Source organism: Henriciella mobilis (assembly GCF_003576285.1).
Taxonomy (GTDB): Bacteria; Pseudomonadota; Alphaproteobacteria; order Caulobacterales; family Hyphomonadaceae; genus Henriciella; species Henriciella mobilis.
Genome location: NZ_QWFX01000007.1, coordinates 53,548 through 77,602 on the forward strand (window position 1 = coordinate 53,548; position 24,055 = coordinate 77,602).

General features: G+C 59.2%; 17 protein-coding genes. 15 read left to right on the forward strand and 2 right to left on the reverse strand.

What is annotated here, in order from left to right; genetic code table 11:
• Nucleotides 1-370: 370 nt before the first annotated feature.
• The gene (locus D1223_RS09155) at nucleotides 371-1,294 is read right to left on the reverse strand and encodes a LysR substrate-binding domain-containing protein (RefSeq protein WP_119376146.1); all 924 of its coding nucleotides are present in this window, start codon (nucleotides 1,292-1,294) and stop codon (nucleotides 371-373) included.
• Nucleotides 1,295-1,519: 225 nt separating this feature from the next.
• On the opposite strand from D1223_RS09155, the gene D1223_RS09160 reads away from it, so the two are divergent.
• Together D1223_RS09160 and D1223_RS09165 are read left to right on the forward strand one after the other, a co-directional pair.
• Nucleotides 1,520-2,269 (forward strand): pirin family protein, encoded by a 750-nt coding sequence (locus D1223_RS09160; RefSeq protein ID WP_267896307.1) that lies wholly within the window; start codon nucleotides 1,520-1,522, stop codon nucleotides 2,267-2,269.
• A gap of 43 nt (nucleotides 2,270-2,312) precedes the next feature.
• Complete coding sequence (locus D1223_RS09165; RefSeq protein ID WP_119376148.1) at nucleotides 2,313-2,951, forward strand: isochorismatase family protein; 639 nt, start codon at nucleotides 2,313-2,315, stop codon at nucleotides 2,949-2,951.
• 456 nt (nucleotides 2,952-3,407) lie between these two features.
• On the opposite strand, the gene D1223_RS09175 is transcribed toward D1223_RS09165, so the two are convergent.
• Nucleotides 3,408-4,448: an AraC family transcriptional regulator gene (locus D1223_RS09175; RefSeq protein WP_119376150.1), complete on the reverse strand. Its 1,041-nt coding sequence runs from the start codon at nucleotides 4,446-4,448 to the stop codon at nucleotides 3,408-3,410.
• A gap of 338 nt (nucleotides 4,449-4,786) precedes the next feature.
• Here D1223_RS09175 and D1223_RS09180 point away from each other — a divergent pair, with 338 nt between their 5' ends.
• The 13 genes from D1223_RS09180 to D1223_RS09240 all read left to right on the forward strand — a co-directional run.
• Entirely contained in the window at nucleotides 4,787-5,836 is a 1,050-nt protein-coding gene (locus D1223_RS09180) for an NADP-dependent oxidoreductase (RefSeq protein WP_119376151.1), read from the forward strand.
• Entirely contained in the window at nucleotides 5,820-8,171 is a 2,352-nt protein-coding gene (locus D1223_RS09185; RefSeq protein WP_119376152.1) for an enoyl-CoA hydratase-related protein, read from the forward strand. Before D1223_RS09180 ends, D1223_RS09185 begins: the two co-directional genes overlap by 17 nt.
• Before the next feature lies 1 nt (nucleotide 8,172).
• Nucleotides 8,173-9,459, forward strand: a complete 1,287-nt coding sequence (locus D1223_RS09190; protein WP_119376153.1) for a serine hydrolase domain-containing protein — start codon at nucleotides 8,173-8,175, stop codon at nucleotides 9,457-9,459.
• Complete coding sequence (locus D1223_RS09195) at nucleotides 9,456-10,382, forward strand: alpha/beta hydrolase (RefSeq protein ID WP_119376154.1); 927 nt, start codon at nucleotides 9,456-9,458, stop codon at nucleotides 10,380-10,382. The genes D1223_RS09190 and D1223_RS09195 overlap by 4 nt, the downstream gene beginning before the upstream one ends.
• Nucleotides 10,379-13,699 carry an acetyl-CoA carboxylase family protein gene (locus D1223_RS09200; RefSeq protein ID WP_119376155.1) on the forward strand — a complete coding sequence of 1,107 codons (3,321 nt, stop codon included), beginning with the start codon at nucleotides 10,379-10,381 and terminating at the stop codon, nucleotides 13,697-13,699. The genes D1223_RS09195 and D1223_RS09200 overlap by 4 nt, the downstream gene beginning before the upstream one ends.
• A gap of 51 nt (nucleotides 13,700-13,750) precedes the next feature.
• Nucleotides 13,751-14,572 carry an enoyl-CoA hydratase-related protein gene (locus tag D1223_RS09205; RefSeq protein WP_119376156.1) on the forward strand — a complete coding sequence of 274 codons (822 nt, stop codon included), beginning with the start codon at nucleotides 13,751-13,753 and terminating at the stop codon, nucleotides 14,570-14,572.
• Nucleotides 14,565-15,848, forward strand: a complete 1,284-nt coding sequence (locus D1223_RS09210; RefSeq protein ID WP_147372750.1) for an MFS transporter — start codon at nucleotides 14,565-14,567, stop codon at nucleotides 15,846-15,848. Before D1223_RS09205 ends, D1223_RS09210 begins: the two co-directional genes overlap by 8 nt.
• A complete protein-coding gene (locus D1223_RS09215) occupies nucleotides 15,845-16,633 on the forward strand; it encodes an enoyl-CoA hydratase/isomerase family protein (protein WP_119376158.1) in 789 nt (262 codons plus the stop codon). The genes D1223_RS09210 and D1223_RS09215 overlap by 4 nt, the downstream gene beginning before the upstream one ends.
• A gap of 168 nt (nucleotides 16,634-16,801) precedes the next feature.
• The gene (locus D1223_RS09220) at nucleotides 16,802-18,439 is read left to right on the forward strand and encodes an AMP-binding protein (RefSeq protein ID WP_119376159.1); all 1,638 of its coding nucleotides are present in this window, start codon (nucleotides 16,802-16,804) and stop codon (nucleotides 18,437-18,439) included.
• A gap of 29 nt (nucleotides 18,440-18,468) precedes the next feature.
• The gene (locus D1223_RS09225; protein ID WP_158588442.1) at nucleotides 18,469-19,668 is read left to right on the forward strand and encodes a CaiB/BaiF CoA transferase family protein; all 1,200 of its coding nucleotides are present in this window, start codon (nucleotides 18,469-18,471) and stop codon (nucleotides 19,666-19,668) included.
• Between the two features lie 218 nt (nucleotides 19,669-19,886).
• Complete coding sequence (locus tag D1223_RS09230) at nucleotides 19,887-22,322, forward strand: TonB-dependent receptor (RefSeq protein ID WP_119376161.1); 2,436 nt, start codon at nucleotides 19,887-19,889, stop codon at nucleotides 22,320-22,322.
• Between the two features lie 46 nt (nucleotides 22,323-22,368).
• Complete coding sequence (locus tag D1223_RS09235) at nucleotides 22,369-22,980, forward strand: glutathione S-transferase family protein (protein ID WP_119376162.1); 612 nt, start codon at nucleotides 22,369-22,371, stop codon at nucleotides 22,978-22,980.
• A 111-nt stretch (nucleotides 22,981-23,091) separates the two neighbouring features.
• Nucleotides 23,092-24,055, forward strand: a 964-nt coding sequence (locus tag D1223_RS09240; RefSeq protein WP_147372751.1) for an NAD(P)H-dependent flavin oxidoreductase, incomplete at its 3' end; no start/stop codon positions are given.

Sequence of the window (24,055 nt, forward strand, 5' to 3'; positions counted from 1 at the left end):
ACTTCCATTCCCAAGATTGGTCCGATCTAACCGGAACGCTTGATTTCGTTCGAATTCAGCGCGTTCGCAAGAAACTCTAATGTCTCCTTCTGCGCCCATAGAAGACGTCCGGATCATCCCGGAAACAGAAATCGACTTTATCATTTCAAATGGTAATGGATTGCAAGGTTTGATTTCAAACCTGAGCACTCGCGATTAGCAGAACAGAGGCAGCGACATAGGGTATTGCAGTCACGGTCTTTGCGGTCCAATAGGTTCGCGCGTCCGGCAGGGTGTAGTCTAGGTGATCGAGCTGTTTATAATCCCCACATGATGTCTCGGAGTTACCAAGCTTCGTGATTTTGTACGAATGTCTAGCCGCGGCGTGTGGTCATTTGACCGAGACAAGCTCAGGCAATTCTCGGGCTACATGCTCTGTGAACGCCTTCACTGCAGGCGTGGTGCCCTTCCGTGTTGGCTGCAGAAGGCTGAGCGTCGCTTCGCCAGAGATCCACTCTGGCAGTACCTGCAGAAGCCGGCCGATCCTTACATCATTTGCGCAGACATAGGCGGGAAGGGAGACGATCCCCAGACCTGCAGCACACGCTTCCTTGAGCGTCACCATATCGTCGCTGCTAAGTCTTGGGATAAATTGAATGATCTTCGATTTATTGCCGCTCGAACGCAGGCGCCATTGATCAATGTCTTTGCGCCAGCCAAGGCACAGTCCGCTTTGGCCGTTCAGGTCTTCGGGCGTAGATGGTTCGCCGGACTCCTCTATGTAGCGGGGAGACGCGAACAGGCACCACTCCACGTTCGCAACCTGCTTCTGGATAAGGCTGGAATCGGGCAAGCTTTCCACATGCCCTCTGATCGCCAGGTCGATGCCGGCATCGATCAGATTGACCATTTCATTTGTGACCAATTGCCCGATCTCGACCTTCGGATGCTGCCTCAGAAAGTCCGAGACGAGTGTTTGGAGGGCAAACTGCGCAACACCCACCGAACAGGAAATGCGGACCTTGCCCTGCGGCGCCTCGCTTCGCCGTTTTATCGCGGCTTCTGCCGCTTGAGCTTCTTCCACGACCGCCTTGGCGTGCCGGAAAAACTCGGCCCCGACATCGGTGACTGCAAATTGCCGGGACGTGCGTTGGATAAGCCGCGCGTCCAGACGGGTCTCCAGCTGCTGTATGTGGCGGCTGAGGCGGGATTTGGGGACGCCCAGCGCCCGGCCGGCAGGCGCGAATCCTCGCTGTTCAACCACGTGATAGAAATAGACGTAGTCGTTCAGATCGAACGTCGGATCCTGGATCATAGTTCTATTTACAGAACGATAAGTCCCAAGAAAAGGTAATTCTAGCCACTTTGTTCCATTGCTACGTTCTTCTCGCATAAGAGGAGAAGTCCAATGGCCCAGAGTTTACGAGAACCAGGCGAGAATAGGGGCAGCGAAAAACTGTCACCGGTTCAAGGAAAACCGTTCTTCGTCGGGACCGGGTTCGAAGCGCTGAGTTTCAGGCACACGATGTTTTCCGGATCGATGGATCCCCTCATAATGGTGGATCATTTCACAATGACAGCGCCTACTTTCGGGCCTCATGCCCATGCCGGTCTGTCGGCTGTGTCCATACTGTTTGAAGACAGCGAAGGCGCGTTCAACAACAAGGACAGTCTCGGCCATGACATCGATCTGATGCCGGGCGATTTGTACTGGCTGAAGGCCGGGCGCGGTGCGGTACATGACGAAAAACCTCGTCCTGGCGCCCGCACGCATGCGCTCCAAGTCTTTGTGAACCTGCCGGCGCGCATGAAGTACGACACACCAGAGTCCCTTCATGTCAAAGCCTCAGACATGCCGCAGATTCTTGGCGACGGGTATCGTGCGCGCCTCATGCTGGGGCAAAGCGGCGGACATACGGGGGCGGACTCGCCGGCGCTCCCGATGACCGTTCTCGATGTGCAGTTGGACGAGGGGGCATCCTTCGAGCATCAAATCCCATCGGGGTACAGCGCCTGGATATTGAGTGTAGGCGGATCGATCGAGGTCCAGAACGACAAGACATCGCTATCCCTGGGGCGCGGCGCTTCAATCGCGCTGACCGGTAAGGGAAACGGCCAAGCCACGATCATCACCGGAAATTCCAGAGCCCTGTTCGTCATCCTTCAGGCCGAACCCTTGCGCGAACCCTTCGTGCAGCGCGGGCCTTTCGCGATGAGTTCGGAAGAAGAAGTTGACGCGATGTTCGCCGCCCACGCAGCCGGCAAACTCGGATCGATCGACGAAAGCTGAGTCTAAAAACCAAGCCGCTCAGACACTCAAAAAGGAGCAGAAAATGTCTTTGAATCACCATAACCCCGAACCGCTAACCTCGGCGAATGCGGCCGTCGTCCTAGTCGATCACCAGGTCGGCCTGATGACCGGCATACGAGATTTCTCAATTGCCGAACTGAAGCACAACGTGGTTGGCCTCGCCAAGGCGGCGCGCGTGCTTGACGTCCCTGTCGTAGCCACAACGACGTCGGCAGACACGCTGTGGGGCCCCGCCTTTCCAGAGTTGCAGGCTGCGCTGCCAGGCCAAGAATTTATCGACCGAACCACGGTGAACGCATGGGACGATGCCCGCTTTGAGGCTGCGATCCGCGCGACTGGTCGGAACAAGCTAATCTTTGCAGGCGTGTCGCTAGAAGTCTGTGCTGCACTTCCGGCCATGCGAGCTGTCCGAGAAGGTTACGAAGCCTACGTCGCCGTCGATGCAAGCGGCACATTCAATCTCACCAAGCGGGAAACCGGGATTGCACGTCTCGTTCAGAGCGGAGTCGTTGTCGCTGATGGATCGAGTCTTATGGTCGAAATCCTTGCAGACAATGCCTTGCCGAAAGCGTTCGAGCTATACTCTGCGCTCGACATGGATTGGGCGACACTTGCTGGCCAGGTTCGGGCCAGCGCCATTGAGCAAGTAAGGTCCAGCTAGTGTTTCGAAACTCGCGAGGCGGCGCGATTGCTCCGCCGCTGCGCATATCGACACCGGAATAGACAGGGAGATGAGCAGTGTCCATGCCATCCAACAATGCAAAACCCGACTGCAAACCGCCTCCGAAAAACAAAATGGCGGTGCTCACTTTTGTGGGGCTTCTAGCCCCTGTCTATTTGATCCCCAGCCTATTGTCCCGAATGCTTCCGCATCAGGATTTTCTCGTCACCGTCATAGCTGTCGGGGCCATCGTGGTTCTAATGACCTACATTGTCATGCCCGCGCTTATATGGCTGTTTCGCGGTTGGCTAAGCTAGAAAGCCTGCCAATTTGCGCTCAAAGCCGGACAGCATACTCGCTCTGACAAATCTCATGCTGGATTAAATTATGGGCGTCTTTCCCGAGACGACTTAAGTCGAAGAGTCTGCGTTTTTATTTTTAGTTGAAAATTGGGAATCACAACTGATTGCTCATTTTTCGGTAAGCTAGGGGTGTCAGGCCCGTCCAAGATTTGAATGCGCGCACAAAAGCTCGGGATTCTGAGAATCCAAGTTGGAAGGCGATCGATTCGACCGTGTCTGTTTTGTGGCTGATCAGATTGATCGCCATGTCCCGGCGCGCCTCGGTCTTGATCTCATTGTAGTATGAACCCTCCTTCTTCAGTTTGCGCCGCAGTGCCTGAGGGTGAAGCCGAAAATGGTCCGCGGCGGTTTCAATGTCCGGCGCATAGTTCTCCTGCATGAGCATCTTCGAAAGCCATAGACGGACGCGCATGGAGTAATTGTCGGAATTGTAGGTTTGGGAGAGGAGCCGAAGAGATGTGTCTTTTGTGAAGTCGTTCAGGTCACTTCGGTTGCGCAGGTTTGGCAGGTTGAGGCTTTTCTCGCTGAAGATCATTGCCGGTGCGGCCTGATCGAACACGACAGGTGCCTTGTAAAATATGTAGCCATACTCGGCTTCATGTACCGGCGGATCATAGTCGAGATCGACCCTGACGATGGGAATTTGCGCATTCGCAAGCCAGCAAATCGTCCGGTACAGGGTCAGAAACAGATGCTCGATGGCAAAGCTGTTCAGGATCTGACGACCAGGCAGCCGCTGCAGGCGCAATGTTGCCTGTCCGCCCTCGGCTGTGAGGTCCAGCCTGAAGCTGTTGTCGAGAATATTGATGAAGCTGCGATAGATCTCGATTGCTTCTCCCACAGTTCCGGCATTCATGACACTGAAGCAGATCAGCCGATATGTGCCGGGATGCTGCGGCTGATGTGTCAATCCGTACGTCTCATCTCGCAGCAGTCGGGCAAGAGACCGGCTCAGACTTGAAAACTGGGTAAATGTAATCCTTGAACGGGGCACTTCGAGTATCTCGGAAGAAATCGATGCTTCCCTGAGAATCTGCCGCGTATCGAGCCCCCTGGATTTGGCTCCTTGGAGCATTTCCACCACGAACCGGGAAGAAATCGTGGAGGCCTTAAGGTCTTCGGGGGCTTTCTGCATCGCTCAATGTGTAATGCAATGTCTATTTTTGGGCAAGGCAACGTCATTGTGGCAACTGGCGGCGACAGGCAGTCTGCCTAGATCAAGAATGCAAGTTGGGAGGTCGCGGTCCTGTTTCGGTCTGCGCGTTCGCGCAGTTGCCGGTAAACAAGACCCGAGGATAGGAAAATGGCAGATCGGGATTCTGAATCGCAACCCTGAATACGGTGCGCAATGAGTCCTTAATACCGGATCAGATTTGGATGTACGGGTTTCTTGAAGCCCTGCCGCCACCGCCTGGCCGATACTGCTGACCTGAGAATGGTTCCGCCTCCGCTGAATGACAGACGGATAGCAGCATGGTGCAGCAAGAGAGAGTTAATCAGCGGTGGATTTTGGACCGCCGCCCGGCGGGGCGGGTCGCCGCCGGGGACCTGCGACTGGAAAAACAGCCTGTCCCTGAGCTGATGCCGGGGCAGATCCTCATCCGGAATGTCTATTTGTCGCTGGACCCCTCATCACGCATCTGGATGAGTGACGAAGACCAGTATATGCCGCCTGTCGAGATCGGAAATGTCATGCGCGGGCTTGTCTACGGGATTGTGGAAGCGTCCGCGTCGGATCGCATTGAGGCGGGAAAACTAGTGTCGCCGGCCTTTGGTGGCTGGGAGACCTACACGATTGCCGAAGCGGCGATGACGCGGGTCATCCAGCCTTCCGCTGGCGAGGCTTTGTCGGATTATGCAGGCGTCCTTGGGCCGACGGGTATCACGGCATGGCTTGGTCTCCGCGAGATTGGCCATCCGGCAGCGGGGGAGACCGTCGTTGTGTCCGCCGCAGCCGGCGCTGTGGGATCCGTCGCATGCCAGATCGCGAAGTTTGACGGTTGCCGCGTCATTGCAATTACGGGCTCGGATGAGAAGTGCGCCTGGCTGAGGGACGAGGCGGGCGTGGATGGCACCATCAACTACCGGTCCGAGCCGATCGGGGGCAGGCTGGATGCCTTGTGCCCGGATGGAATCGATCTCGCCTTTGAGAATGTCGGTGGGGAGATAATGAATGAGGTCTTCGCGCGGCTGAATGACTTTGGCCGGATGGTGGTTTGCGGCCTCATATCCTCATACAATCTCGACGGTCCTGCCCCCGGCCCTTCAGACTTTGGACGGGTCCTGATGCGTCGCCTCACAATCAGGGGGTTCATCGCGAGCGACTTCAGAAAGCAGTTTCCGACTGCGCTGGAGGAGCTTGGCGCCTTGGTGCAATCCGGCCGCCTGAAGACGCGGACCCATATCGTCGATGGACTCGAGACGGCACCAGACGCTCTCAACATGCTGTACTCAGGGGAAAACAGGGGCAAGCTTCTGTTGCGGATATCGCCAGAGGAGGGTGCGAATGCCCGCCACGAATAAGAGACTGTCTACTCGCACGCCCGTCATCGCGGCAATCGGTGAAGTGACAGATCGTCCCGATCGCATCGAGGAGGCAAGGGAGCCTGTCGAGCTGATGGCGGCGGCGTTGCGCGCGGCTGAGGCTGACGGCGGGCGGTCCCTGCTGGCCGCCCTGACATCTGTTTACCTCGTTGGGCAGATGAGCTGGCCTTACCGGAACCCTGTCCGTGAGCTCTGTGACCGGTTGGAAATCAATCCCGCTTGCGCCGTCAATGAGAGCTTCGGAGGCGACACTCCAGTTCGGCTGATCCACGCTGCCGCCCGGCGTATTGCGTCTGGCGAGGCGGAAACCGCCGCCATTGTGGGGGGCGAAGCGCTGAACAGTCTGCGCAAGGCGCGTCAGGCCGGCATAAGGCTGGATTGGACTGAACGCGCACCGGCGGGGGAGCGGCTGCGGAGCGACTTTGAAGTTCTGAAAGTCCATGAGGCCGCCCGAAAGGCCGGGGTGTCTGACCCGGCAGATTTGTATCCTCTGTTCGAAAATGCGCTGACGCATGCCTCGGGGATTTCCCCGACCGAGGCGCAGGAACAAGCGTCACAGATCTGGGCCGGCATGGCCCGATCCGCTGCAAAGAACGAGTTTGCTTGGAGCCGGTCCGCTCCGTCAGCGCAAGAGATCGCCGTGGCCAGCCCCGCCAACCGCATGATCGCTTTCCCGTACACCAAGTTCATGGTTGCCAATCCCATGGTGAACCAGGCTGCGGCGATCATCGTCACAAGTCTCGAGCACGCGCTCGCCCTCGGCATTGAACGCTCTAACCTGATCTTCATTCGGGGCGGCGCTTTCGCGGCGGAGCCGGAAGATGCGCTGATGCGTGACCGGTTCGATGGGTGTGCCGCGCTGGATACTGTAATGGGCGCGGTGGTAGACTCCGTCGGCGGGTCGGCCGGCACATTCGATTGCCTGGAGCTTTACAGCTGTTTCCCGGTTGTCCCGAAGCTTGCGCTGAGCGCTCTGTCACAAAAGGGTCTGCCGGAAAACGTGCCCGCGAGCGTGACGGGGGGGCTGACTTTCTTTGGCGGTCCGCTCAACAACTACATGTCGCATGCAACAGCCGCCATGGTCCGGAAGATGCGGAGCGGCGCAGCCCGCACAGGTCTGCTCTACGCGCAAGGCGGTGTGCTCACCAAGCATCATGCCCTTGTCTTGTCCGCAGAAGAGGGCGGATATGAGGATTGCGGCGGTGACCCTTCCTGGCAGGAGGCCGCAGACCATGCGCGTGGACCTGTTCCGGCCATTCTGGATGGTTACGAAGGCCCTGCGGAACTTGAGACCTTCACGGTCAAGTATGGCAGGCTGGCCCGCGCACAATTCGGCGTGGCAATCTTGCGAGCTCCGGATGGGAGCAGGGTCATCGCCCGGGTGCGCCCTGATGACAAGCAGACGATGGAATTGTTGTTGAGCCCCGCGCAATCACCCATCGGCGCGGAAGGGTTCACCCGAACCGATGCTTTCGGTCACCTGGTCTGGGAGGCAGGGCCTGCGAGGCCGCGCACCGGGCGCGCGCCCCGGTTCTGCAAAGTCGAAACGCATGGCCGCCTGACGGTTGTTACGATCAACCGGCCGGAGGTCATGAACGCCCTGCATCCGCTTGCAAACGAGGAGCTCTCGGAGGCCTTTGACGCGTTCGAGGCCGACCCCGACCAGTGGGTGGCCATCCTGACCGGTGCTGGCGAACAGGCCTTCTGCACCGGCAACGATCTTAAATTCACAGCCGACGCGATGCGCAATGGCGAGCGGCCGGATCCACCGCGAAAAGGGTTTGCCGGGCTCACCGCTCGCTGGGGCATGACCAAACCGGTTATCGCTGCAGTGAATGGCGCTGCGTTCGGTGGCGGTTTCGAGATTGCACTCGCCTGTGACCTGATTATCGCAGCCGATCATGCCCGTTTCGCGCTGCCTGAGCCAAAAGTCGGGCTCGCCGCCCTTGCCGGCGGACTGCAGAGGCTACCGAGGCAGATAGGTCAGAAACAGGCAATGGGGATGATCATCACGGGTCGCAGCGTCAGTGCCGAAGAAGGCCGTGCCATGGGGTTCGTGAACGATGTCGTGCCTGCGGGCGATCTGATGCCAGCGGCTCACAAATGGGCAGAGGACATCCTTGCCTGCAGCCCGATGTCCGTGCGCGCCTCCAAGCAGATTGTCGCTTCGGGGCAAACGGTCCGCACTGTCAGGGAGGAGTTCGAAGTGCAGGACGGACTTGAAGCCGTGAAGGCGCTGTTCCGGTCCGACGATATCCGGGAAGGCCCGCGCGCCTTCGTCGAGAAGCGTGCGCCGAGATGGAAGGGGAGCTGAAATGATCGCAAGGGTTCAGAAGCTGCTCTCCGACGGGCGGGGCCAGGTCGAAGGCTTCTGCCGGGATGACTTTGCACCGGTGCTGGATGCTTTTGTAGCGAACTTTGAGGTTCATGGCGAAATCGGTGCAAGTGTTTCTGTTTCCTTTGATGGCGAGACCGTTGTCGATCTTTGGGGCGGGCTTGCGGATCCGAACAAGCAACTTGCGTGGCAATCCGATACTGTCTCGCTGGTCTATTCGGCGACGAAGAGTCTGGTGGGGCTCGTTGCAGGCATCCTGATCGACCGGGGGCAGCTCGATCCGGCGGCGCCAATGACCGATGTGTGGCCGGCCTTCGGACGAAACGGCAAGCAGGATGCCACGGTGCGCATGGCGCTCGATCACAGTCTCGGGCTTCCTGCCTTGCGGACACCGGTCAGACCTGACGGGTTCTATGACTGGGAATACATGTGTGACCTGATTGCCGAGGAGGCGCCCTTCTGGGAACCCGGCAGCGAGGTGGGATACCACGCCATGACCTGGGGATGGATCGTCGGCGAGATGATGCGTCAGGTCACCGGCAAGACTTTCGGACAGCTGCTGCAGGAGCTGCTCGCCGAGCCACTGGGCCTAGATGTCTGGTGCGGTCTGCCCGAAGCGATTGAGCCCCGCATCGCACCCATCATCGCGGAACCGATAGGCGCGCAGTTCGGGAAGATCTTCGAACGCTCTGTTGCCGACGACGCATCCATTTCCGCACTTGCGCTCCAGAATGATGGGGGCTGGCTCAGCGGCTTCGTCACGGACCCGATGACGGGCCGTGTCCATTCCGATACGCGCGATAGCCATGCCGCCGAGATACCCGCTGCCAATGCCATTACGAATGCGAGAGCCCTCGCGGGCGCTTTCCGCCCCTTCGCAACAGGGGGCAGGGAAGGCGGGCAGGTCTATGCCGGGCCGGAGACGCTGGCTGACATGGAGTCCATATCGGTTGCCACGAATCTTGACCGGACGACACTGCAACCGACCGCCTGGACGGTCGGCTTCAACAAGATGCGCGATTTGAACGCTGGCCGGCCCAGCGCCCCGCCCGGACTTGCCCTCGGCCGCCGGGCTTTCGGCCATTCCGGCGCCGGCGGCTCGCTTGCCTTTGCAGACCCGGAATTTGCGCTCAGCTTCGGGTATACGATGAACCGGCTGAGCAAGTCCGGCCGCGTCGATGAGCGCGCGGAGTCCCTGGTGGCAGCGCTCTATTCGGTCGTGGGGTGTACCAAAATCCGGGCTGGCTATCGCAGGAGGCCGCAATGAGCCGGCCTGAACTCGAGCGGATCGACCCTGAACTGCGTGGTTTCCTCCAAGTGTTCCCAGAGCTCGTCATCAACCGGGACACGATCAAGGCGTTGCGGAACCGTCTGGCTGCGGGGGCAGACCGGCCACCTGCATTCCCGGTCCTGACGGATGAACTTGTCACGGAGGGTCGGGAGCACAGCGTCCGGTTACTCCGCTTCCGGAAGTCGGACCGGCCGGATCAGCCGGCCCTGTTGTGGATGCACGGCGGCGGTTATGTGATGGGATTTCCCGGCGACGAGCGGGCGCGCCGGTTCGCGTATGAGCTCGACTGCACGGTCTTGTCGGTAGACTACAGGCTCGCGCCGGAATCGCCCTTTCCTGCAGCACTTGAGGATTGCCTGCTTGCGCTCGGCTGGCTCTACGAGAAAAGCGGTGCTCTCGGCATTGATGCGAGTAGAATCGTTATTGGCGGTGCAAGTGCCGGAGCTGGGCTGGCCGCTTCGCTCGCCCTACGGAACCGGGATTCCGGCAATATTCCGCTCCGGGCCCAGCTGCTGCTCTATCCCATGATCGACAACCGGCATGAAGGCGAACTGGCGCAGTCGCGGTACTATTACATCTGGTCGCGCGAGACCTCGCTCAGCGCCTGGTCGATGTACCTTGCAGATGCGGACAAGAGCGCCTTGTCTGCCTATGCCGTTCCGGCCCGGCACCCGGATCTCACCGGCTTGCCGCCGGCCAGCGCATTCGTCGGTGCCGAAGACCTCTTCTGCGAAGAGATCGTCAGGTTTGCTGCAGACCTGGAGGCGGCCGGCACGGGCTGCCATCTGGAGATTTTTCCCGGCATGTATCATGGCGGCGAGGCCTATGTGCCGCAGGCGGCAATCAGCCGGAGAATGAACCAGTCTATCCTCGCGGCCCTTCGGGATGCCTTCGCATGAGTCTCAGCCGTATCCTGATCGCCAATCGGGGCGAGATCGCCGTGCGCGTCGCGCGGGCCGCGATAGACATGGATATCGAATGTGTCGGCGTTCACAGCAGCGACGACGCCGAAAGCCTTCATACGCGTATGGTGGCCGAAAGCATCGACCTTGGCCGTCAGGGACCGGCCGCCTATCTCGACAGTGCCGCTATCGTTGAAGCGGCTTTGAAATCTGGCTGTGACAGTGTCCATCCAGGCTACGGCTTCCTTTCGGAAAATCACGATTTTGCGCAGCAATGCGTCGATGCGGGCCTTGCCTTCATCGGACCTCGACCGGATCTGCTGAAGCTTTTCGGCGACAAGGCGGCGGCGCGTCAGGCGGCCGCCAAGGCCGGAGTCGAGACGCCGCGCGGCATCGATGGTGATGTCGGTGAAGCCGAAACAGCGGACTTCCTGGACGGTCTCGGCGGGGGCGGGGCAATCATCAAGGCCGTTGCCGGCGGCGGAGGGCGAGGGACGCGCATTGTTCACGACCGCAAAGAGATCGCCGAGGCTCTCAAGGCGGTGCGATCGGAAGCCCGCACGGCCTTCGGCAATGAGCGCGTCTATGCCGAAGAGTTTCTGCCGCATGCCCGGCACATCGAAGTGCAGATCGTTGCAGACAATTCTGGAGCGATTGCTCATCTCGGAGAGCGCGACTGCAGCCTGCAGCGCCGCAATCAGAAGCTGGTCGAAATCGCGCCTGCTCCCGATCTTGGCAAGGGGTTTCGGGCAAAGATCATTGAAGCCGCGATGGCACTGGCTGGTGCCACACAGTTTTCAAACATAGGGACGTTCGAATTCCTGGTCGATGAGGCCACGTCGCGCGTCGTCTTCATCGAAACCAATCCACGCCTCCAGGTCGAGCATACTGTGACGGAGGTCGTGACCGGCATTGACCTTGTCCAATCCCAGATCAGGCTGGCGGGCGGCGCCCGACTTCAGGATATCGGCCTCAAGCCCGGCAAAGGTGCGCCGGTACGGGGAGTGGCCATACAAGCGCGGATAAATATGGAAACCATAAGCGCTGATGGCCAGGTTCGACCCTGCACTGGACAGCTGGCGGCCTACGACCCGCCGAGCGGTCCCGGCATAAGGACCGATGGTTTTGCTTATGCTGGATACGAAACGAGCGGATTGTATGATTCACTGCTCGCCAAGGTCATCGCTGGCCACACCGATGCGGATACCGGTCTGGCAGTCCGGCGCCTGATACGGGCGCTTGAGGAGTTTCGCATTACCGGCGTCGGGACCAATATCGGCCTGTTGCAGGCAATACTCGCCCATTCTGACGCCGGGACTGGCCGTATCCATACAAGATGGGTCGAGCAGTCCCTTAAAGAGCTGCTTCAAAACCACGCCAATCCTGCACGCAGCAGGTTTGTACAAACAAGGTCTGCAGGTGCCGCAAAGGACGCAAGTGCTGACGCCAACCGGCACAGGTTTCTGCCGAAACATGGTGGTGAGGTCGACGCAAACCTCGTCATTGCCCCGGTTCAGGGAACCATTGTCAGCGTTGAAGCACGCGTAGGAGACCGCCTGCAAAAGGGGGAGTCTATTGCCGTCCTCGAAGCCATGAAAATGGAACACGCTATCGCTGCAGAGCATGACTGCATCATCGTCGATCTGCCTGTCAGTGCAGGCGACCTTGTTGCTCTGGGTGCGACGGTTGCCAGGATCGACATCACCGGGGGTTCCGATGTAGCCGAGATGCGCGAGGACGCGATCGATCCCGCCACGATCCGGCCTGACTTGCAGGATGTGTTCGATCGGCATGCTATCACACTCGACGCAGCGAGACCGAACGCAGTCAAGCGGCGACACGAGAAGGGAGGCAGAACGCCCCGTGAAAACATTGAAGATCTCGTCGATCCGGGGTCGTTCCTGGAATATGAGCCGCTGATCGTCGCGCAGCAGCACGGCCGCCTCAGCGCTGCCGAGCTGCGTGTGAAGACGCCGTGCGACGGGATCGTTGCCGGCACAGCGACGGTCAACTCCGGGCTGTTCGGCGAGGCGGCGGCCAAGGCCATGGTCCTGCACTATGATTACAGCGTCCTTGCCGGAACGCAGGGGAATCGCGGTCACCGCAAGCAAGATCGCATGTTCGAGCTGGCCGAGCGGTTCGGCTATCCCGTCATCATGTTCAGCGAAGGCGGTGGCGGCCGTCCGGGGGAAGATGATACCGGACCCGAAGTCTATTTCGACATACCGACTTTCAGCCGGTTTTCTCGCCTGTCAGGGAGTGTTCCGCTGGTCGGGGTCAATCATGGCCGGTGTTTCGCCGGAAATACGGCCCTGCTTGCCGCCTGCGACGTGATCATTGCGACCGAAGACTCAACGATCGCCCTCGGGGGCCCGGCCATGATTGAGGGCGGCGGCCTTGGCCGGTATGCGCCTGAGGAGGTCGGGCCGATGTCCGTCCAGGTGCCGAACGGCACCGTCGATATCTTGGTGAGTGACGAGGCCGCAGCGGTCTCGGCCGCGAAGACATATCTCTCCTACTTCCAGGGGCGAACCTCGGACTGGGAGAGCCACGACCAGCGCCTGCTGCGCCATATCGTTCCCGAGAACCGCAAGCGTGCCTATGACATGCGCCGGATTGTCGAACTGGTCGCCGATATCGGCTCGGTCCTCGAAATCCGCGAGCACTTCGGTCGCGGGCTGATCACATCGTTTGCCCGCGTGGAGGGGCATCCCGTTGGAATCATCGCGAACAATCCCATGGAGAATGCCGGCGCCATCGATTCTGATTGTGCCGACAAGGGCGCGCGATTCATGCAGCTTTGCGATGCCTTCGACATTCCGGTGCTGAGCCTCATCGACTGCCCAGGAATGATGGTCGGACCCGATGTGGAAGCCACCGCGCTGGTCCGCCACGCCATGCGCATGTTCAATACGGGAGCAAACCTCACGACGCCGCTGTTCAATATCGTCATCCGCAAGGCCTATGGGCTCGGTGTGCTGGCGATGTGCGGCGGATGTGCGCTCAATGGCCTGTTCACGCTCGCCTGGCCCACGGCGGAGTTTGCCGCGATGAACCTTCAGGGTGCGGTGAAGCTTGGCTTCAGGAAAGAGCTGGAGGCAATCGGCGATGAAACTGCCCGTCAGGCAGAACTGGAACGCCGTGTGGCTGAGGCCGAAGAGAAGGCGAGAGCCGTCAATGCTGCGGCTGGCGGAGGATTGGACGATGTCATCGACCCGGCGATGAGCCGCGACTGGATCGCCGCCGGTCTCAATCGTCTTGCGCCGCAGGAGCGCGGAAAGCGACATAAGTATCCCTTCGTGGATACCTGGTGATTTCGCGGCCGGGACCGTCGGGGCGTGGCCGCCTGGAAGGAGAATGAACCTATGGCAAGCGAGGGATTTCCGATCCGCTATTGCGTCAGTGACGGCGTCGCGACGATCACGCTCAACCGTCCGGAGCGAATGAACGCGATGACGTTCGACTTGATGACGGCGATTCAGGACGCTCTGGAAGATGTCCGGTTGAACGAGGATATCCGCCTCGTGATCCTGACAGGTTCCGGCCGGGCATTCTGTGCCGGCGCCGACCTAATTAGTCCGCCGAGCCGGACCGGCGGCGATCGGCCGGATAGGGTGCGCTCGCGGCCCGTCTACGATCCCGCTGACACGACCTTTGATGACACCCTGCGCGCCCTGATTGCCTGCCCTGTGCCGACGCTCGCACGGATCAACGGACCGGCTGCAGGCGGAGGGTTCGGGCTTTCGCTTGCATGCGACATTTCAATTGCAGCGCGGTCGGCATTCTTCGTTGCAACCTTCAGTACCGAACTCGGAATTGTTCCGGACATGGGGGCAACGTGGAACTTGCCGCGCCGGATAGGACGGGCGCGAGCCCTCGGGGTTGCTCTCTTGGGCGAGCGCCTGCCTGCCGAGCGGGCCGCCCAGTGGGGGCTAATCTGGAACTGTGTGGATGACGATATGCTCGACCAGGAAGTCGAGCGGCTCGCTGGCATCCTGATGGCCACCTCTCCGGCCGCTGTACGGCGGACCCGGGAGACCATTGACGCGGCCTTGCGTAACACGTTCAGCGAGCAGCTTGCTCTGGAAACGTCACACCAGGCAGAGCTCATCCCGCGCAACATGCCGGAAGGCATTCGAGCCTTCCGGCAAAAACGCCGCCCTGTCTTTGGAGGTGCCCGTGACTAATCGGTTTCAGGACCGTCTGTTTGCACCGCCAGTACAGGGGCGGGCCATCTTTCCCGGCTGGTATGTCGTGGGATTCACCTTCGTGATGCAGTTCATCGCCATGGGGCTCGTCTACTATTCCTTCGGCGTCTACCTCAAACCGCTCGCGGAGGCGCTGGAGACTAGCCGCTTCAGCATTTCGCTGACGCTCTCGATCGAAGCCATCGTTGTGGCCTGCGTCGCTCCAATGATTGCCCGCCTGTATGCGGAGGTGCAAATCCGCCGGATGCTCACATTAGGCACCTGCGCTCTGGCTTTCGGACTGATGTCGATGTCGCTGATTCAGGAGACTTGGCAACTTTACGTCGTCTTCGGTGGCGGCGTGGCGCTCGGCCTTGTCAGCCTGACCGCCATTCCATCGAACCTCCTTCTGGCAAACTGGTTCGACCGCCGTCGCGGCCTAGCCATGGGGATTTCGCAATTCGGGATCAGCATCAGTGCTGCCGTTCTCGTTCCAGTCGTCACCTGGTTATTTCTTACGCTCGGTTGGCGGACGGCCTTCGTCGTATGCGGGGCAGCTGCTGGCCTGGTGCTTGTTCCTATGATCTGGTTGTTTGCCGTGAAAACGCCGGAGGAAGTGGGCCTCTCGCCCGATGGTACCTTTTCTGCGAAGGCGCCCAAGGCGCCCGAGCCCGTCACGTGGACTTTCAGGCAAGCGCTCGCTACACGGGACGTCTGGCTGATCACGCTAATCGTCGGGCCGTGTAACCTCGGAATCGCCTCCGTACTTCTTTCCCTTCCTGCTTATGCGACTGATCTCGGAATAAGCGAAATGCGTGCCTCATCCGTCGTTGCGCTGACGGCGGTATTTGGCGCAATCGCGAAGATCGTCCTGGGGATGCTGGCCGATCGGCTCAATCTCAAGCTCGTTGTCGCCTTGGCAGTCTTGTTCCAGGTCCTTGGCGTGGTGCTGTTACTGCTGAACACCTCCTATGAGGGAATGCTTGTTGCGGCCGTTGTGTTCGGCTTTGGATATGGCGGCACCGCACCGCTTTGGGCGATCCTTCTGGCCAACCAGTTCGGCCGGGAATCCTTCCCGACGATTATGGGCGCCAACATGCCGATGCTCATGCCCTTTGGTCTTATTGCGCTTCCGTTGACCAACTGGATCTTCGAAGTGCAGGGCAGCTATCACTCGGCATATGTGTCGCTGATTGGCTGGTATGTCCTGGCCGCGCTGGCTCTGGCCCTTCTGCCGGTTAGAAACCAGCCTCGACAGCAGGGGCAACTGGCATGAAGGTACAGACTGAAGATTGCGGGTCCGTGAGCCTTATCCGTTTCCAAACCGAAGAGGCCGGCACAATGACTCCAGAACTGGCGGCAAAGCTGTTGTCAGCGTTTCGCAATGCTGAATCGCTTGACCAAACACGTGCCATTGTGCTGACCGGAACAGAGGACGTGTTCGTCAGGCATTTCGACGTGGAGACGATTGCCGGCGCAGCGCGGATGGTCCGGTCAGGCAGCTTGTCGCTGGACGATTTCAAGAAAAGCCCCTTTAACGCGCTTATCCATGCCTGTTCTGTGTCTTCCAAGCCCGTTATAGCGGCCATCAACGGCACGTGCATGGGCGGAGGGCTGGAGCTTGCGCTCGCGTGCGATCTGCGGATCGCAGCGCGGTCCTGCCGCCAGATCGGACTTCCGGAAATTCGGGCTGGCCTTATCCCCGGTGCGGGCGGAACTGTGCGCCTTGGGCGCCTGATCGGTTCAGCCAAAGCACGCCAATTGCTGATGCTTGGCGCAATACTGGACGCTGACGAGGCCCTTGCCTCCGGTCTTGTGCATGAAGTTGCCGAAGACGCCTGCAATCGTGCGCTAGCGCTTGCCGGGGAACTTTCGACACGATCTCGAGACTCACTGGCTTTCATCAAGTCGCTTTGCGAAGCAGCCTTCGACCAGTCGGTTGACGAGGCCTTGGACCTTGAAGCCGAAGCTTTCTTCCGGCTGCTGCAGGGCTCTCCCTCATTGAGGGCTCGTCTCGACCGGATTCTCGCAACTGGCGGAGACCTCGGCAGCGCCCCCTGAGTTCTAGAACATCAGGCCGGGACCTATCTGACGGTGATCACCGATGTCCATTATTTCGACTCCCTGTGTCATGGCCTGACGACCCCAATCTGCTGAACTGTTCCCAGCAAGCGGCGCAAAGCCGTGCGGGTGAATCTTGTGCGGCCGAGAAAAGTGGGAAGGTACTCTATGGGCAAGGCGACAGACTGGCACTTTGCGCATGCGCTCGAATGTGTAGCCGACTGCATACCAGACCGGGTTGCCCTCATTGATTCGCACGCAACCCGCACCTGGAAAGACTATGAAGATCGAGCGGCGCGGTTGGCTGGCGCGCTTGACCGCGCTGGCATCCGGCCGGGCAGCAAGATAGGGCTGCTCATGCATAATTCGAACGTCTACCTAGAAAGCCATTTTGCCGCCTTCAAGCTTGGCGCGAGCCCGATCAATGTGAACTACCGCTATCGCGAGCAGGAGCTTGCCTATCTGCTCGACAACGCTGATGTAGAAGTGTTGGTCTATCACGATGCTTATCGCGAAGTTATCGCGGATGTCGCGCCCAGCCTACCGAGACTGAAGATACTGGTCGAAGCGCCGCTTGACGGGAAGGCTGGCGACCCGCCTTCGGGTGTGCTCCGCTACGATACTGTCTTGGAGACGAATGCACCGCTTCCGCGCCGCAAGCAATCAGCAGACGATCTTTATATTCTGTACACTGGCGGAACGACCGGGCTTCCGAAAGGGGTAATGTTTCGCAACGGTGCGACGTGCAAACACCTGGCCCAAGGGTATCGCATGTTCGGGATGCCGACGCCGGACACGCTGGACGATGTTCCTGCTGCGCTGGAAATCGGATTGTCCAAAAGCTCGCTTCCGGTGAGTCTCGTTGTGTGCCCACTCATGCACGGTACGGGGATTTGGGTCGGCGCCATGAATCCGCAGCTGGCCGGCGGCTGCGTCCTTACCATTCCCGAGCTCGGTCTCGATGCCGACCGGATCTGGCGGCTGGTTGAGCAACACCGCGTGACCTTCCTGACTATTGTCGGTGATGCATTTGGCGTACCCATGCTCGAAGCACTCGATATCGCAGCCAGCGATGGGCGGCCCTACGATGTCAGCAGCTTGAGGACGATCATTTCTTCAGGTGTGATGTGGTCTAGCGAAGTTAAGCGGGGGCTGTTGAGGCATGGCGATTTCACACTGATCGACGCCATCGGTTCAACAGAAGCTGCCATGGGCGGCTCTGTGACTCGGAGGGGTCACGAGGCAAAAACTGGCAGGTTTACTATAAACGCCAACGCCAGGATAATATCCGATGACGGACGTATGATTGAACCGGGGTCGGGCGAAACCGGTCGTCTTGCGTCGCCCAGTGCCATGATTGGATATTACAAGGATCCGAAGAAGACCCAAGAGATCATTACGGAGATTGACGGCGTACATTATGTCGTGCCGGGGGACTATGCCGCCTACGAAGACGATGGCAGCATTCGGCTTCTTGGGCGCGGCTCGACCTGTATAAATACTGCTGGAGAGAAGGTCTATCCCGAGGAGGTCGAGGAGACTCTAAAGCTTCATCCGCTCGTCATCGACTGCCTTGTCATTGGCCAGCCTGATAATCGGTACGGGCAGCGAGTTGTAGCCCTGGTCGCCGTAGCCGCGCCTGTTGACACGGCAGAGATACTATCTCACGCGAGAAATCTCATCGCCGGGTACAAGGTCCCAAAAGAGGTATTTCTGACCGACGCGGTCCAGCGCGCGCCGAATGGTAAGCCCGACTATGAGTGGGCGAAGTCGGTCGTGGCGAAATATTCCGGCCTCGCGAATTGAATATGGACCCGAATATGCCGGATGTTTTCATGCCTCCAGCCGAACCACAGGCAACAGCCCTTCCTCTGGCCAGCCTAAAGGTGCTTGATCTTTCGCGCGTTCTCGCGGGGCCGTATGCCGGGCGTCTGCTTTCGGATCTTGGTGCCGACGTGCTCAAGATCGAGCCCCCGGAAGGGGACCTTACCCGAAAGATGGGACGACCGATCGGTGCTGCGTCCAGCTATTTCGTCCAGCAGAACATAGGCAAGCGGAACATATGCATCGACCTCAAGGCGAAGGGCGCCGCAGACCTAGTGCTAGCCTTGGCGGCTGAGGCCGACATACTCATCGAGAACTTCCGGCCCGGCGTGATGTCGCGGCTAGGGCTTGGTTGGGAAGAATTGAGCAAGGCCAACCGTAAACTGATCATGCTGTCGATTTCGGGCTTCGGGCAGGATGGACCGGAGCGCAAGCGGGGCGCCTATGCACCGCTCCTGCATGCCGAGGCCGGGCTAATCGCGCGCCAGAACGCCGGCATGGGTGGCGAATTGCGGGATCTCACAGTGTCGATCGGCGATACAAGTGCAGCATTGCATGGCGTGATCGCCGTGCTGGCTGCGCTGCGGCATGTCGAGCATGGCGGCGCTGGACAGCATATCGACATTTCCATGCTGAATGCGATCCACTCCATGGACGACTTCGCAAACCTTGCTCTTGATGGCGAATGGGATGCGTCCCACCAGGACAGGTTCTACCGATTCTGGGATGGTCCGGAAGGTGTTCAGTTGGTGATCGCTGGGCCGGTCGCTGTTCTCTGGCGGGTATTCACGGAAGCGGGGCTGATTGCGCCATGCGATGCGGCATCAGGATGCCGGGATCAACCGGTTGACTTTCAACGCCGGAAGATCGCCGAGTTCCTTCTCTCCTTTGACCGGTTTGGTGCGCTGACTGACACGCTCGACGGCCTGAACCTTCCCTGGGGCAAGGTGCGTCGGCCCGGCCATGATGTTTTCGATGGCCCAAGCATAAACCATTGCGGTGTGCTCGTTCCGGTCTCGACAGAGCAGGGCGAAGAAGCGCTGACGATCCAGTCGCCTTACAAGTATTCCTCGCTGAACAGCGGCGTGCAAAGAGGTGCATGCCTGTCCGCGAAAGGGAAAGATGCTGGGGCCGCTCTCGGCGACTGGCTGGGTTATGACACTGCGATTGTCGAGGACCTTTTCGAGAACGGTATCCTTCACAAGGGTTGATACCTTCCGGCAGTGAAGTCTTGTCTATCCGGCGCCTCGCGAAGGCGCCGTCTTACGCCTGTGTTCCGCGCAAATTTTAAGGCCCCCGCAAGCCCTTCCGAGATGCGTTTTGTGCATTTTTTCGGTCTGTTCCGTGAATTGACTTCGATGCGCCTTAAACGCGAAATGTTTCAAGGCACAGACAACAAAAACGTGCCAGATTCCGGGAGGGAATACATATGAGGAAGCATCTTCAGATTAGTGCGCGCGCCCTTTGCTGCGCAGCAATTGGGGCTTTGCCCTGTCTTGCCGGAGCCCAGCTTGCTACGGCGCAGGAGAGCGATGCGGAGAGCGCCGATGGGCTGGCGGACGAGGCGCGGCGTCTCGGCACGGTCACGGTGTCAGCTCGCAAGCGGGACGAGACACTTAGCGATACGCCCGTCGTGCTGAACGCTTACAGCCAGGACATTCTGGAACAGAACCGGATTGAAAGCATCGATGAGCTGTCGACCTACACGCCGGGCCTCCTTGTCGCCGAATCGACAACGTCCGTAGGCGGAACGATTTCGCTTCGCGGTATCGGAAATGGCGTGTCTGGCTTTTTGGTCGATCCGACCGTCGCGATCAATGTGGACGGCATGCAGGTTGCCTCGCTGAATGTGAGAAAGCTCGGCCAGATCGATCTCGAACAGGTCGAAGTTCTCCGCGGGCCGCAGGCGCTGTTTTTCGGCAAGAACAGCCCTGGCGGCGTTCTTTCCCTCAAGACCCGCAATCCCGGCGATAAATTCGAAGCTCTCGCAGCCGTCGGGTACGAAACTGAGTCCGGGGATCGCTATGTCGAAGGCATCCTTTCAGGGCCGCTTTCTGAAACAGTTGGGGGACGGCTCGTCGCTCGGTTCGCTGACCTGGACGGCTATTTCAACCTTCGGACGGTGGATGCTCCCGGTAATTCGCTGGTCATTCCTCCGAGCGTGGACCAGTATCCTCAAGGCGAAGAGACTTTCATCCGCGGCACTCTGACATTCCAGCCGGATGACCGGTTCTCCGCCGTGGCCAAACTTGCTTATGGCGATGCGCAGACAACTGGCGGGTCGGCGACAGCCAATCAACGCATCTACTGCCCACTTGGTGTGCCACAGGGTTTTCAGCCCGACTTTCCCTGCCGCAAGGGGACACGCGATATCTATCTTGGAGGAGCGCCCGCTGAAATCATCGCGCTCAGCCCCGACGCACGTGGGTCTGACGGTCTTGGAAGACGGGACAATACTCAGTATCTCGCGACGATCGAGGCGGACTTCAAATTGACGCCGTCGCTTACCCTTTCCTCTCTTACCGGTTACTGGGATTTCGATGAGTACAACTTCCAAAATCCTTCGGTTGGACCGGCAGTTCAGACACTTGTTCCTGCGGCTACATTTGCTGTACAGCAAACGACCCAAGAGTTGCGCCTGACATCGGAGTTCGATGGTCCACTCAATTTCATGGTCGGTGCCTTCGCCGAATGGAAGGAGTCGGAATCCGGAACCGACGCGGTCATCGCCCTTCCGATTTTTCCGCCGTCCTTTCAACCGCTAAGGTTCCCGCGCGAAGATGTCTTCGAGGATCAGAATGCGCAATCGATATTTGCCCAGCTTGAATATGCGTTCAGCGACCAGTGGGCCGTGTCTGGCGGAGCGCGTTATTCGCAGGAAGAGAAGGAAGTGACCTTCATTGCTGCCGGACTTGATGTGACCGACAATCTGCAGAAGCCGAAGGACAGCTGGAGCAATTTTTCGCCGGAGGTAACGGTGAGCTATGAGCCGTCTGCAAACGCTCTTCTCTTCGCGTCTTACAAGGAGGGGTTCAAGTCCGGTGGGATCGATCCAGGTTTCACCAACAGTACGATATTGATGGCTGCGCCAGGCTCTTTCGCCAATGGCTTTGACGAGGAAATGGTCAAGGGGTTCGAAGCGGGCGGCAAATGGGTTCTCGCTGACGAGACCTTGTCGCTCAACGTCGCAGCTTACTCCTATGAATATACCGATCTTCAGGTTGGCGGCCCGGAAGGTGATTCAGTGGCGACGCTCACATTCCGTATACGCAACGCTGCTGAAGCAAGCGCTAAAGGCATTGAGGCTGATTTTGCGTGGCTTCCACCTATCGAAGGGATGACGCTGCGTGGTGCCGCTGCATACAACAAGGCAGAGTTCGACTCATTCATCGCGCCTTGCTATCGAGGTCAGTCCATTGCAGCCGGATGCGATCAGAATTTGGTCGCCGGCGTTTTCCGCGGTCAGGACCATAGTGGTCGGGAAATTAACAATGCGCCGGAATGGACGGGCTCGCTGGACGCTGTCTATGAAGGCTCGCTGTCTGACTGGTTAAACTTCACCGCAACGCTGGGGGCCAGCTACTCTAGCGACTATTATAGTAATCTGCTCCTGTCACCGCAGGACAAACAAGATGCTTGGACCAAGCTAAATGCCTCGCTGACCCTGTTTTCGGACCGGTCGGGCTGGCAGGTATCAGTCGTGGGCCGGAATCTCACCGATGAGATCACCTATAACGCGACTGGCATAGATCCTTTCAGCGGTTTTGGACAAGGAACCGATACAGTAGGGGCGCCAGACATTACCGGCTTCCCATCAAAAGGCAGGGAAGTGTTTGTCCGCCTGTCCCACCGCTGGGGACGGTAGAGCTCGAACACATCTCTGTTCATACAATTCGACCAAGGAGCATTTTTTGCTGAAACTTTATTTCGCCCCAAACTCGCGCGCCGGCCGCATCGTCTGGTTGCTCGAGGAACTGGGCTTGCCGTATGAACTCAACAAGATGAGCTTCCGTGCCGATGAGTTGAAATCGGAAGAGCATCGGTCCCGTCACCCTCTCGGGCGGGTGCCGGTGCTCGAAGACGGCGATGTGATGCTCTACGAATCGGGCGCGATCATTGAATACATCCTTGAGCGTCATGGACACGGCGGGCTAAAGCCAGCCGTCTCCGATCCTGCGTTTCCCGCATACCTTCAATGGTTTCACTATTGCGAGGGGATGGTCATGCCGCCAATCAACACGATCGTTGTGCAGACCGTGCTTCTGAAACCTGAGAGACGGGATGAGAAAGTGCTGAATCAGGCCCGTAAACTATTGTCGAAGGCACTTGCGCCTGTCGATGAGGCCCTGAACGGCAAGGATTATCTGGCGGGCAGCTTTTCAGCTGCAGACATCATGCTGGGCCATGCCTGCTTTATGGCGAACCGGGTTGGATGCGTGGACGACGGTATGTCGAATCTCCAGAGTTACATCTCTCGTATTGCGGAACGTCCCGCGTTCGAGACGGCCATCAACATGCAATAACAAGCCCTGCCAATAGCGAGGCAGGCTGACGGTGCGATGACAAGATCGGCTTTTTTGCCAGCCGCTGAGGCAGGGCTCACGCACACATTCGACCAGTCAAGGAACCAGACAGTGGCGATTAAAACACGTTTCACGAAGGCGTTCGGGATTGAGCATCCGATCGTCCAGGGCGGCATGCAATGGGTTGGCTATGCCGAAATTGCTGCGCCGGTTTCCGATGCCGGTGGGCTGGGAATGCTCACGGCATTGGCAATGCCGACGCCTGAGGACCTCGCCAAGGAAATCGCGCGCACGAAGGAAATGACCGACAAGCCCTTCGGCGTGAACCTGACCATCCTGCCGGCCATCAAGCCGCCGCCCTATGCCGAATACCGCCAGGCCATCATCGAGGGCGGGATCAAGATCGTCGAGACGGCTGGCTACAAGCCGCAGGAGCATATCGACCATTTCAAGGAACATGGCATCAAGGTGATCCATAAATGCACCGCGGTTCGCCACGCGCTGTCGGCCGAACGCATGGGCGCCGATGCGATCTCCATCGATGGGTTCGAGTGCGCCGGCCACCCTGGCGAGGACGATATTCCCGGCCTGATCCTCATCCCGGCGGCTGCCGACAAGGTGAAAGTACCGATGCTGGCCTCCGGTGGCTTTGGCGATGGGCGCGGCCTCGTCGCGGCGCTCGCGCTCGGCGCGGACGGCATCAATATGGGCACCCGTTTCTGCGTCACGAAAGAGGCGCCGATTCATGAGAACTTCAAGAAGCAGATGGTCGAGAATGACGAGCGCGACACCAAGCTCATCTTCCGGACGCTCCACAACACAGCGCGTGTGATGAAGAATGCCGTGAGTGAGGAAGTCGTTGCCATCGAGGCCAAGGGCGGGGCGAAGTTCGAGGATATCCAGCACCTCGTTGCCGGTGTGCGCGGGCGTGCGGCGATGGAGAAGGGCGATGCCGACGACGGCATCTGGTCCGCCGGCATGATCCAGGGCCTCATCCACGATATTCCGACCGTCAAGGAGCTGATCGACCGGATTATCGCGGATGCCGAAAAGATCATGGATGAGCGGCTGGCGA